The following is a 12,864-nucleotide window of genomic DNA, read 5'->3' on the forward strand; positions in this document are numbered from 1 at the left end:
ATATCCATTAGTTAATAAGGTAGTAAAGAGTGTTTCTATATTGTTATTTTCGATGATAATCTACAAATAATCAGTCAATCAAAAAAATTTCGGGTGTAATAATTCCAATTGTAAAAGAGGTTCTAGTGTGAATTCGCACCAGAACCTCTTAAGTTTCGATTATAAAATTATATCTCTCTAAAAAAATATTTTTTATTTACATTGTCTGTTTTATATCATGATTATCATCTTTCGCTTGTCCTGCTCCTTTAAATTGTGAAACAGAAACAATAGCAATAATACAACAGAGAATGATGTACAGGCTGATCGGTGTTGTGCTTCCGAATTCATGGAAGAGAAAAAGGGAAATCATAGGAGCAATCCCTCCTCCAATAATAGAAGCCAATTGATAAGCTAATGATGATCCACTATAACGAAGGTGAAGTGGAAAATTCTCTGCAATCATGGCAGCTTGTGGACCATATACCATGCCAGGACCTATACCTGAAATCGCAATAGCTAGAATGATTAAGGAAGATACCCCAGTATTCAAAAGATAAAAGTAAGGAAATGCAAATAAGAGCGTGATTGAACTTCCAATAAAGTACATTTTTTTGCGGCCGAATTTATCTGATAAATAAGCAGAAAGAGGGACAACAAAAAGATATGCAACTGAAACAAGTAAAACGGTATTCGTAAGAAATTGTTTATCTAAATTAATTTGTTCCGTCCCATAAGAAATAACGAAAGTTGTAAAGAGATAGAAAGGTACTTGTTCTGATAAACGAGAAAAGGCAGCGAGCATAATAGTTTTTGGATGTTCTTTAATAACTTCCAGAACAGGTCGTTTAGCTACAAGATTTTCTTCTTTCATTTTTGAGAATTGTGGGGATTCTTTAATACCTAGACGGATAAAGAGACCAACACCTACAAGTAAAATACTTATTAGAAAAGGAATTCTCCATCCCCATGACTCAAAGCTATCACCAGTAAAAAATATACAAATTGAAACAACACATGTTGATACTAAAAGTCCAATCGGAACACCTAATTGAGTCATACTTCCCATTAATCCACGGTGTTTTTTAGAACTCCACTCTATAGAAAGGACAACTGATCCTCCCCATTCACCCCCAACACCAATTCCTTGAATGAATCTTAATAATACGAGGAAAACAGACGCCCAAATGCCAATATTTTCGTAAGTAGGCAACAGGCCTATTAGTGTACTACTAATACCCATCAACAGAAGTGTGATAACTAGGGTTGCTTTTCGTCCAATTCGGTCTCCGTAATTACCAAATATCATAGCTCCAATAGGCCTGGCAAGGAACCCAATAAAAAGAGTTGTAAATGCCTGCAATACGCCGATATAAGAATCAGATTCTGGAAAAAATAGCTTTGGAAAAACTAACGCTGCCATAGTTCCATATAGAAAAAAGTCATACCATTCAATAGAGGTTCCTACAATACTTGCAATCGCTGCTTTTTTTACGAAGAGCTTCATCCTTTTTCTCTTGAAAATCCATTTTATACCCCCAAAAAAATTAATTAAGAAAGCGTTTCCAAACAATAATGCAGATATGTTAGCCTATTTTTATTATTAAAATTATGTTGTACAGGATGTTTGATTTCTAGCTCATTCAAATAAAATGAATGAGCTAGAAATTATTTAAACAACAATATTATTTCAGAAGAGATCATAATTAAAAAGTTAAATCTTTCACAGGAATATTATGTTCTTCACAGTAGTCGAAGTATTTTTTCATTCTATAGAAAATATCATCCTGTAATGTGACATTTCCATCTTTATCGAAATATTCAATGACCCCTCCTAAATTGAAAAGGGTAATCATATCTTCTCCTTCATCCACTACTAAGGTATGGATATCACCTGGCGGTTCATAAACAAAAGTACCTGGCTTGGCTATCCAGTCTCTTTCTAAATATCTCCAGGTTCCTTGAAGTGTATAGGCCAACACAGTCCCCCCCGTATGTCGGTGTCGCGCGTTGCCTTTACCTGCTTTAAATTTTGAAATATGAATCCAGTTACCTGTTGTTAAATCAAATCGGACCGGCTTAAACCAGACACCATCTGCTTCCGTAAAAGTTGGTACCCAAGGAATCTCATTAACATCAATGGCTTGATCCGGTAAATTATATTTCTCCGTAAACGCATTTAAATCTAATGTTGTTGACACATTTATTCCTCCTAATTAATCACATTTTGACAATATGTTTTGTCATTTATTAAGAATGCAATATTCGTGCCAACATATAATTTTATTGAAATTAAGTTATTTAAAAAGACAAACAGCAATTTTTAAAACTTTTTCATGTAAAAACCGTGCACATTCGCACGTTATGTGCAAATATGCACGGTTTGTGTCTGGTATAAAGACTGATTATTCACTAAAAACATAAAGAGGGAGTTTCTCTAAAGTTGTTAGCTTATGAAGCCAATCCAAATGGCTTATGGATGAATTATTTTTGATTTTGAATAGACATCACCCTTTGACGAATTTGTTTCTTTTTAAGTATATGTATGGCTTCTGTACCACACAGTATGTAAATAGCTGTACGAAGTAACTTCAATCCCAGCATAGAACGAATTAAACAGTGATCTTGCTCTACCTTATAATTGAGCTCTACTTAACTTGCCTGAATTTCTCCATGGTAGGGAAGAGGTCTTATCTGCTGTTATGACACATGAAACTGAAACATCAAAAAGCTACAAAGCTTCTTTGAAGAAGCGCTTTGCAGCTTTTTTGTCTCTTATTCTACTAAGATAAAAATCAAGGTGTTTTCTTCGTAATCGGCTATACGATATAGGTATATCTATTGCCCTTTACCTTAATATATATTTCATCGATTTTTCAAGAGCCATTTGTTACTTTAAGGTAATGCCTTACTCTTTTCAGCTAATTCTAAACGTATAATTTTTATATTTGGAATGGATATTCCCTGTGTCTCCATTATTTCAGCCAAAATACCCAAAACTCAAATTAACCCGTAGGCAACATTCTAACGTCGGCAAAATAATGTCAGCAGGTTATGTTTAATAGATTTCTTATACCAGAATCGTTTATTCCGACAACCATCGAGCAACATCTTTAGCATGATAAGTAATGATTAAATCACTACCTGCTCGTTTCATAGAGATTAGTACTTCTAACACTGTTTGTTTTTCATCAATCCAACCATTTATTGCTGCAGCTTTAACCATAGCGTATTCACCACCCACATTATATGTCACTATTGGTAGCTTAAATCTGTTTTTTACATCACGAATAATGTCTAAATAAGATAAAGCAGGCTTTACGATGATAAAATCTGCTCCTTCTGATACATCAGATTCAGCTTCACGCAATGCTTCTAAACGGTTTGCCGGATCCATTTGATAGGTTTTTCGGTCGCCGAACTCTGGACTTGATTCCGCAGCTTCACGGAAAGGTTGATAAAAAGCAGATGAATATTTTACTGCATAAGACATAATCGGTATATTTTCAAATCCAGCACTGTCTAAGCCCAATCGAATAGCTTTAACAAATCCATCCATCATATTAGAAGGTGCAATAATATCTGCTCCTGCCTGAGCTTGACTAATCGCGGTTTTAGCTAATAAATCTAAGGAAGGGTCATTTAAGACTTTTTCTCCTTGAACAACGCCACAATGTCCATGACTTGTAAATTCGCACATACAAGTATCAGCAATAACAATCAACTCAGGAAATTTTTCTTTAATTTGGCGAATAGCGTTTTGGACAATCCCATGATCATGATAAGCTCCAGAACCAATCTCATCTTTTTCTAATGGGATACCAAAAACAATGACAGCTTTAATACCTAATTCTACAATTTCACTCATTTCATCATTCAATAGATCTAAAGGAATTTGTTCTATACCAGGCATAGATTTAATCGGTTTTCTCTCTTCTCCGCCTTCAACTACGAAAAAAGGATAGATTAAATCTTCTCTGTATAAATGAGTCTCTCGAACAATCGTGCGCATGTTTTCTGAGGAACGTAGGTGACGGTGACGTCTAAAACTTAAAGTATTCATTTTTATTCCTTCTTTCTTTATAGATTAATTCAAGATTCTTTCACTCAATAATTTTTTATTACAGCATTAACTATAGAGTCTTCTTTTTCTTTAAACATTTGCCGTTATTGCTGTTTGTTGTAATTATAATTTTATGATTCTAGATAATGAAGAGTAGCTGTTACTTTCCCATGGTCTTGGACTATCTTCGCATGAAGGTTTTCACCAGTTAAAAATCTTAATTTGCGCGCTTTTTAAACTTAGATGAAGTTACATAATTTAATTTCCCAGTTCTAAATGGCAATTGTCTCCTTTAGCTAGTTGAATTTTAATTATACCTTTTGCGCCTTAATGTCCTTAAGGTGTCTCATCATATACATTAAGACAAGGGCGACAATTAACAGGGAGGAAAGGCTGTACATCCCTCTGTAACCTGTTAAACTGGCAACACCACCAAGAATTGGAGAACCAAGGGCCATTCCTAAATCCATAGAACTAAGGGACATGGCATTGGCCGTCCCTTTTTTATCAGCAAATACCTTGCTTACAGCCCATGCTTGAAATGAGGGTTGCATGACACTGTAAGCAATACCGTAAAGTACGGCTGCAATGAAAAATGTCGTAAAGCCATGTGCAAATGCAATTAAGATCAAACCAATGATACTGCAGATACTTGCCGGATAAATTAAGTACTTATGCCCCATTTGATCATAAATTTTTCCTGAAAAGGGTCTAACTAATACGATGACAACGGCAATAATTAAAAAGAAGAGAGAAACTTTGCTACCTAAATGCTCTTCTTCCCCTAGACTATTAATAAAATTCACAATACCGGAATAAGTGCAATAAAAAAGCATGACTAAAAAGCATGGAAGCATAGCTCGTTTATCAAAAACAAAATCCATTAATGCTTCTTTTTGGGTCGGCGGTTCAGCAAATGACTGCGATTGTTTGATTTTGATAAAAAATGAAAAAACAAATGAGATTACTATTAGAAACATGGTTACAAAAAGAAGAAATTTAAAAGAGAATGAATGTAAAATTGATAGGGCAATCATCGGACCGAGAGTTGCTCCTAGACTTGTCGCCATTCCAAAGTAGCCAATCCCTTCACCCATTCGTTCTTCGGGAATCAAATTTGTTGCAAGTGTAGCTAATAGAGTTGTTGTAACTCCGAAGCCTATACCTTCTAAAATTCGTAGTGATATTAATAAAGGAATAACTTGTTGACCGTAACTAATCATGATACAAACAAGTACAAAAAGGAGCATAACGCATAGCCCCTTTTTGATATTTATTTTATGCATTAAAATTCCTGTTACTGGACGAGTTATAATCGCGGCCAACATAAAAGCTGTCGTCATAACGCCTCCTAAGGTTGGGTTGTGACTAAGTTTTGTAACAAAAATTGAAAATCCCCCTGTAAGCATCTGTAGACACAGGTAAAATGACATAGTTATTAAAATAATAAGGAAAAACTGCCACGTCCATAATTTCGATATTGGTGAATTCAACCTAAGAACCCTCTTTCTGCGTGATTAAAACTTATTAATTCTTTATTGATGACTCTAAATAATGTAACTGTATATGAAGAATTCTTCGTTTCTACTTTACAAGACGCGAATAAACATGTCTAATATATATATTATAAGTAATTAATACATTAAAAGTATTAAAAACAATAAGAGAGGGATTACAGTGGAATTACGTCATTTGAAATATTTCAAAACAGTAGCTGAAGAACTACATTTTGGCAAAGCTGCAGCCCGTTTAAACATGGCACAGCCGCCATTAAGCCTTCAGATCCGTAAGTTAGAAGAAGAATTGGGAGTCTCACTTTTCTATCGGACGAAAAGACATGTGGAGTTAACCAAAGAAGGGCAAGTGTTTTTAGAAAAAGTTTATCTGCTTTTCAAAAGTTTAGATGAATCAATCGAAACAGTTAGAATGGTAAGTCGAGGAGAGCTTGGAGAAATCATTATTGGTTTTTTAGCTTCATCAGCTTATGATGTTCTTCCAACCATCATAAAACAGTACAGAAAACAATATCCTTCTATTCATGTAGTTTTAAAACAACTTACGTCTGCAGAACAATTAAAAGCCTTACAAGAGGGAACTATTCAAATTGGGATAATTAGTGAACCCATTGAAGATGAAACACTTAATTTTGAAATAATTAGACGAGAATCTATGGTTGTAGCCTTACCAAAAGAACACCCTTTAGCTTTCAAAACATCCTTAATTGATCTTATTGAGTTAGCCAATGATCCATTTATTTTAATTGGAAGAAAATCAAACCAACATCATTATGATGGGGTGATTAACAGCTGTTATGAAGCAGGGTTTAGTCCAAACATTGTACAAGAAACAGCAGAAATGTCTACGGTTATATCTTTAGTTTCTGCAGGAATTGGTGTAGCTATCGTTCCTGCTTCCATCCAATTATTATTACAAAATGAAGTTATATATCGGGACATTAGGAATAACAAATTTAATACTGTAACGGCCCTTGTATGGGAAAGTAAAAATCAATCGTCAATAGTCAAAGCTTTTGTTGAATTAGTAAAAGAATCTGTCATTCCGATTTTTATTAAGTAGGATTGTTTTTGATATTATTTGAGTTCAAGCACAGTTTCTAACGAATTTATACTTGCACTTAAACTAGTCATTAGTTTAAGTACAAGTATATAAAATGAAAATGGTATATCCTACGTATGCCTAGTTACCATAATCGCCATTCCCGGCACTAAAAAAGACCTGAAACTTCAAGGTCTCTTATTGTTAGTTACTAATTTTCTTGAAAAATACGATTTCTATGTCCTCATCATCTAAATTATCAATACATCCACTTCTAACATAATTCAGTGAATTAAAGACTTTTTGCATTTTTTCATTTGATTTATTCGTTGATGAAAAAATTTTATTTGTGGGACAAACATTTTCTACATATTTCATAAGTGTTTTTGCAATACCTTGTCGTTGTAGTGTCGGGCGTACAATCACTAATTCTATGAACAAATGACCAAAGAAATGTTTATGATACACTAGAAAACCGGCAATCTGATCTTCTATTTGTCCTAAAAAACATCTATTCTGTTTAATGAACTCCCTTAGGTCTGCTTCTCTTTCTCTGTTACCGATAACTTCAGAATCAATACATACCAGTTTCTCTAAATCATTAAGTGTTGCCATTCTTACCTGCACCATTTTATCTTCTCCACTCTTATTAGTATGCTTAACTCTTATTATAGGTACCTCACTTCCACACTGCCAAGATAGCTTTTTATTTTGTTAACGATAATAATTACTTTAACATCTTATAATAGAATTAAATATTTCGTCCGTAAAAGTATACCTATTTAGAAACACGAAAGTCGGAGTAAAAGAAATAACTGTTAAATAATAATTGATATTCTGTGATTTAGAAGTATATACGTTGTAGAAAAATAGCGTATTTGTCGTCACTAAGTGTAAGTGATAAAACAATTATTTTTAGAAGATAGTTTATTCATTTACTGTTCTATATAAAAAAAGTATTATTTTTATTTTTGATTGAATTTTCCTTATTAAAAACACATCAACATTAAATAATTGTGAATTTTATGTTTATTTATCGCGAATACAAAAAATTCTCCAAAGGAAAGTAGAAGAGAGAGTGGTATATGATAAGAAGTAAAAACTTTATATCTATATAAGGAGTGATAAGTAACATAATTTCAAATAAATAATAGACAAAACTAAGTATAATTGTATATATAAACTAACTTTGTATTATGATACAGATATAAACTGTAATATATTGGTTATCGTTTTTTAGTTGACGATATATTTTAAGTGTGTTAAATTTTCCTTACACCTTTCAAGCGCAATATAAAACCTATTTTGCATTACAATATCGGGAAAAAGAGATTAACTAACTTTCATTTACAATAATGTTAATTATATTCACGTGGATACAATTGAAATATCCAAAATATATTTTTTTACACCAGTTAATCGGTTTTTGGCGATTAACCAATGTGTTTTATTTAAAGCTTGAAAGGATAGAGGTACCTTTTTAATTTTAGTGATATAGAATGGAATTAAAAAACATATAGGAATAAACCATATAAAAATTTTTAAATGTTAATATCGGTAAAAACCGATTAATACTCTGTATTGTGCTTGAAAGGTTCTATATTTGAGTAGTTAATGTTTGTAATAAATAGGTGTAGTTTTAACTGAATAAATGAAGTTAATCTTCATAATTTTAAGGAGTGTTATATATGAGTAACTATAAAGATATTCAAAAAGCAAATAATTTCTTCAAAGATAATATACCTGACTTCACTATTCCGGTTGAAGAATTACGTGTGCAAGCTGAGAAAATGTATGGGAAATTACCAGTTGCTGATGATGTAGCAACAGAAAAAGTAGATATTAACGGAATGGAAGGCGAGTGGCAAATCGTTCCTGAATCTAAGGATGATCGTGTACTTCTTTACCTACACGGTGGAGGTTTCTTATTTGGAAGTATTGCATCTCATCGCGGAGAAACGAGTGAATTAGGAAGAGCAGCGAAAGCACGTACACTTGCAATTAACTACCGATTAGCTCCTGAGCATTCATTTCCTGCACCAATTGAAGATGCACTAAAAGCTTATACATGGTTATTAGATCAAGGTTATGATGCTAAAAATATTATTATTGCTGGTGAATCAGCAGGAGGAAGCATGACTGCTGGATTATTAATGAGCATTCGTGATACAAAGTTACCTCTTCCAGCTGGTGGTGTAATGATTTCACCTTGGATTGATTTGGCTCAAACTGGTGAAACTTATATAACAAAAGAAGGAATTGACCCAATGAATTCAACTGCAGGTGTTAAATATCTAGCAGAAACGTATTTAAATGGTACTTCACCAGAGGCTCCTTTAGCATCACCAATTTATGGTGATTTAAGAGGGTTACCACCAATCTATGTAATGGTGGGAGAAGTTGAAGTAATGTTAAGTGAGGCTTTAACATTTGTTAACAATGCTGCATTAGCAGGAATCGACATTAGATTTAGGTCCTTCCCTGGTATGGTTCATAACTGGCCAGCATTTCATTCTTTCCTAGAAGAAGGCAAGGAAGCTATTCTAAGTGCTGGAGATTTCATGAACGAAATCTTTTCAAAACAAACTAAATAAAAAAAGAGGAAAAAATGCCTGGATATATCTCCGGGCTTTTTCTACAGGAAGGTTAAATGTTAAATATGATAAACTATAAATACTATGTTTAAACGGTGACAAAAATATATTATATATTCGTTTATTCGATTTTATTTTTAGAAAGGTAGATAGCATATGGATACTTTAACTTTACCTGTGTTAAAAGCATTGTCTAATGAAACCCGATATAACATTTTAGAATGGCTAAAAGATCCGGATGAAAACTTTGAACCTCAAATTAATTTACCGAAAAACTCCGACTTTAAAGGGGTCTGTGTAAGTTCTATTAAAAAGAAAACTGGGATGTCCCAATCAGTCATTTCCGATCATTTAGTTCAGCTGCAAAAGGTAGGCTTAGTGGAATCGAAACATATTAGCCAATGGACTTATTATCGAAGAAATGAGGAAAATATTAAACGGTTCAAAGAAAAGATTCAAGTCGATCTATAGAAAAGAGCCATTCCTCAATCATTTCGCAGGAGTGTGCATAAAATGTCCAATTTATTTAGTCCATATAAAATTAAAAACTTAGAATTAAAAAATAGAATTGTCATGTCTCCCATGAGTATGTATGCTTGTAAAGACGGTTCTGGTCTTGTACAAGATTGGCACCGTATCCATTATCCTGCAAGAGCTGTTGGCGGAGTGGGACTTATCATAATTGAATCAACAGCAGTTACTAAACAAGGAAGAATGGGACCAACCGACCTCGGTATTTGGGAAGATGGGCAAGTAGAAGGTTTAAGGGACCTAGTCAATTTAATTAAAGGTCAAGGTGCGGCGGTAGGAATGCAATTAAATCATGCAGGCCGTAAAGCTAAAATCGATGATCCTATTGCGGCTCCATCTGCTATAGCCTTCTCAAAAGGTGGAAAAGTTCCTGAAGAGCTTACTAAGATACAAATTAATCAAGTAGTAGAGGCATTTGGTCAAAGTGCAAGACGTTGTACAGAAGCTGGATTTGATGTGGTAGAAATCCATGCTGCGCATGGTTACTTACTTCATGAGTTTCTTTCACCAGTTACTAACTATCGAACTGATGAGTATGGAGGCTCTCCAGAAGACAGATTTCGTATTCTGAAGGAAGTCATTGAAAAAGTACAGTCTGAGTGGATGGGGCCTTTATTTGTAAGGATTTCTGCAACTGATCAAGCAGAGAGTGGCAACACAATTGAAGATAGCATTGTATATGCTAAATGGTTAAAAGAGCTTGGAGTAGATTTAATTGATGTAAGTAATGGATTACTTACGCCTGCAAAAGCAAAAACATTTCCTGGCTATCAAGTTTTATATGCAGAGTCTATTCGCAAGGAAGCAGAGATTGCTACAGGGGCAGTAGGAAAAGTCATTCAGCCAGAACAAGCTGAAGAAATTATTTCAAATGGACGTGCCGATTTAGTTTTTATAGGACGTGAATTATTAGTGAATCCTCACTGGACATATTATGCAGCCAATCGTTTGAATTATGATTTAGAATTGCCGCAACAGTATTCATGGTCATGGATTAAAACGCTTTAAATATAAACAGCTGTTGGCAGAATTTCGAGATTTATTAAAGAAAATGCCCTTAATTTTTATTAATAACTATATAAAGTTAACCTATGTTGAAGTCTGTCCAGTGTAGATAGTTCAAAAAGGTATACATTTATGTACGTTATCGGAAATCATGTGTTAGAAGAACGTGTTGAAGGGGTACATATAAAAGATAGGGATAGCATCAGGAGGAGAAAATATGCTCGATAACTATGAACATTTCCTATTCTATAGGGAGGTTAAATGTCTAATTGCAGATTATGATAACTGTAGACATTTACCTACTAAGAACGAGTTGCATAATCAGATAGTACTTCTAACAAAAGTTCTTAAAAATGAATAAGTTATTATTATTCGAGCAAACTACTCAAGATACGTTACGTATCACTTTTAATACCTTGATACGTTACTGAAAAACTCCTGACCAACGACAGGAGTTTTTCTCTTTTTAATCTGTATACTCTATACAATCTTAGTTAACATAATCCAGATTATAGGTACAAAAAAGCCTCTAAGAATATATTATCTTAAAGGCTTTTTTGCCATTACAAAGGATATGATAGCAAAGAGTATTAGAAATACTGCTAAGAACAAATAAGCAGCACCTTCGAAACCTCTTACTTCAACATAACCAATGTAAAAAAGAACAATTGAAGCTATTACTGTTAAAATTGCAGGAATCATTCTAACAGGTAATCTCCATTTCATACGCCTAAATAGCCAGGTTAACAATAATACAATTAAACCTGGTACTAAACCAATAAGCAAAGGAATACCAATCATCATTATCTATCAGCCTCTCGGAATACCTTTTTATACCATATTAACATATATATTCTTTAAAAAGGTCTGCATACGATATACAAAGTCAGTTAAGTCGGGTAGGCAGGCACTCTCACGAGCGCCCGCCCCCCTAAGAACCGTACGTGACAGATTTCCCGTCATACGGCTCAAGCCTTCTTTTTATCCAAACAACTTATTCAAGACATGGTACATGTACTAATTTAGCCAATTTACCTGTAGAAACCTCTAGGTTTCGCACTGTAACTTTCTCTCCATTTTGTAGAGTCTGCTTACACAATGCACAACGATATCCTTGTTTCCTTGCGAGTTTCATCCTATCTAAAGTATTTTCGCTATTAAAGACCTTTCGGTCTCGCTTTTCCCAATACTCTTTTAGATTCGGATCATCTGGGCTGTTCTTGTAGGCTACCATGACATGTCGTTCTATTTTAATCCAAGACATCTTCAACAATTGAATATTAGTAAGTGGACATGTGAGAATCCATTTATTATTTCCACCATGGTGGGGTTTCTTAAAATAGCGCTTATTAATCCACTTCCAAGACTTCCTTGGATGCAATTGTCTAAGATGTTTCCTTATTTTCAAGAAGACGTAGTTGTCTATATAACCAAACGTCTTTTTAGAAACGACATGTTTCCAATACTGTCCGTAACCACGAATAATTGGGTTTAAAACACGTATTAGTTCTTTTACGGGTCGTCCTCGCATCACTGCGAACGTATCTTTTATCTTGCTTTTTGCTTTTCTGATACTGTCTTTACTGGGTTTGATTAATAACTTATTGCCTTGTTCCGTTTTGTATTGTCGGAGTGAAAAACCAAGGAAATCAAACCCACTCTCGATATGTGTAATTCTGGTTTTATCCTCACTCAATTTAATTCCTCGCTTTTGTAAGTAAGGATTGAGTTTCTGATACATACTTTCAGCTTGTTCCTTCGTTTCCGTTACGATGACGAAGTCATCTGCGTAAAGAATACGTCCTATTTTACATTTGGGATCGATTTTATATCTTCCATTTGATTTGTGTGTTTTTCTATAGAAGATACCAATCTCTTTTTCCATCCCACATAACGCAATATTGGCCAGAAGAGGGGACACAATACTTCCCTGAGGAGTTCCCTCTGTTGTTTTATGGAGCATATCCTGCTCTATGCATCCCATTTTGAGCCATCTTTTAATAAGAGTACTTCCTGAGAATGAAGATGTTTGTTCTACTATCCAATTATGGTTAAGATGGTATGCGTGATAGGTAAGTGTTCTCGACAGCATTACCTGTGACGATACTTACTTTTCCCCCACCTCACACCGTACGT

Annotated in this window: 11 protein-coding genes and 1 pseudogene; 4 read left to right on the forward strand and 8 right to left on the reverse strand. The window is 34.1% G+C overall.

Going from position 1 to position 12,864, the window contains the following annotated elements:
- Positions 1-196: 196 nt before the first annotated feature.
- The 5 genes and pseudogenes from ACFX4E_RS25060 to ACFX4E_RS25080 form a co-directional block, all read right to left on the reverse strand.
- A complete protein-coding gene (locus ACFX4E_RS25060; protein WP_377259310.1) occupies positions 197-1,486 on the reverse strand; it encodes an MFS transporter in 1,290 nt (429 codons plus the stop codon).
- A 199-nt stretch (positions 1,487-1,685) separates the two neighbouring features.
- Positions 1,686-2,180 carry a 2,4'-dihydroxyacetophenone dioxygenase family protein gene (locus tag ACFX4E_RS25065; RefSeq protein WP_162215350.1) on the reverse strand — a complete coding sequence of 165 codons (495 nt, stop codon included), beginning with the start codon at positions 2,178-2,180 and terminating at the stop codon, positions 1,686-1,688.
- 283 nt (positions 2,181-2,463) lie between these two features.
- Positions 2,464-3,022 (reverse strand): annotated as a pseudogene (locus ACFX4E_RS25070) (DDE-type integrase/transposase/recombinase).
- A 42-nt stretch (positions 3,023-3,064) separates the two neighbouring features.
- A complete protein-coding gene (gene hemB / locus ACFX4E_RS25075) occupies positions 3,065-4,042 on the reverse strand; it encodes a porphobilinogen synthase (protein WP_377256869.1) in 978 nt (325 codons plus the stop codon).
- 311 nt (positions 4,043-4,353) lie between these two features.
- Positions 4,354-5,475: an MFS transporter gene (locus tag ACFX4E_RS25080; RefSeq protein ID WP_377259319.1), complete on the reverse strand. Its 1,122-nt coding sequence runs from the start codon at positions 5,473-5,475 to the stop codon at positions 4,354-4,356.
- 244 nt (positions 5,476-5,719) lie between these two features.
- Here ACFX4E_RS25080 and ACFX4E_RS25085 point away from each other — a divergent pair, with 244 nt between their 5' ends.
- On the forward strand, positions 5,720-6,619 hold the full coding sequence (locus ACFX4E_RS25085; protein ID WP_377256866.1) for a LysR substrate-binding domain-containing protein: 900 nt from the start codon (positions 5,720-5,722) through the stop codon (positions 6,617-6,619).
- A gap of 183 nt (positions 6,620-6,802) precedes the next feature.
- Here the strand turns inward: ACFX4E_RS25085 and ACFX4E_RS25090 are convergent, their stop codons facing one another.
- Entirely contained in the window at positions 6,803-7,228 is a 426-nt protein-coding gene (locus ACFX4E_RS25090) for a GNAT family N-acetyltransferase (protein WP_377256863.1), read from the reverse strand.
- 1,058 nt (positions 7,229-8,286) lie between these two features.
- Here ACFX4E_RS25090 and ACFX4E_RS25095 point away from each other — a divergent pair.
- The 3 genes from ACFX4E_RS25095 (at position 8,287) to namA (ending at position 10,731) form a co-directional block, all read left to right on the forward strand.
- A complete protein-coding gene (locus ACFX4E_RS25095) occupies positions 8,287-9,192 on the forward strand; it encodes an alpha/beta hydrolase (RefSeq protein ID WP_097825325.1) in 906 nt (301 codons plus the stop codon).
- 156 nt (positions 9,193-9,348) lie between these two features.
- Entirely contained in the window at positions 9,349-9,663 is a 315-nt protein-coding gene (locus ACFX4E_RS25100; RefSeq protein ID WP_097825324.1) for an ArsR/SmtB family transcription factor, read from the forward strand.
- A gap of 42 nt (positions 9,664-9,705) precedes the next feature.
- Positions 9,706-10,731, forward strand: a complete 1,026-nt coding sequence (gene namA, locus ACFX4E_RS25105; RefSeq protein WP_377256857.1) for an NADPH dehydrogenase NamA — start codon at positions 9,706-9,708, stop codon at positions 10,729-10,731.
- Between the two features lie 537 nt (positions 10,732-11,268).
- Here the strand turns inward: namA and ACFX4E_RS25110 are convergent.
- Both ACFX4E_RS25110 and ACFX4E_RS25115 read right to left on the reverse strand, forming a co-directional pair.
- On the reverse strand, positions 11,269-11,532 hold the full coding sequence (locus ACFX4E_RS25110) for a hypothetical protein (RefSeq protein ID WP_377259313.1): 264 nt from the start codon (positions 11,530-11,532) through the stop codon (positions 11,269-11,271).
- Positions 11,533-11,722: 190 nt separating this feature from the next.
- On the reverse strand, positions 11,723-12,820 hold the full coding sequence (locus ACFX4E_RS25115) for a group II intron maturase-specific domain-containing protein (protein ID WP_377239002.1): 1,098 nt from the start codon (positions 12,818-12,820) through the stop codon (positions 11,723-11,725).
- Between the last annotated feature and the right edge of the window lie 44 nt (positions 12,821-12,864).

It is taken from the genome of Priestia sp. YIM B13491 (assembly GCF_042787605.1).
Taxonomy (GTDB): domain Bacteria; phylum Bacillota; class Bacilli; order Bacillales; family Bacillaceae_H; genus Priestia; species Priestia megaterium_E.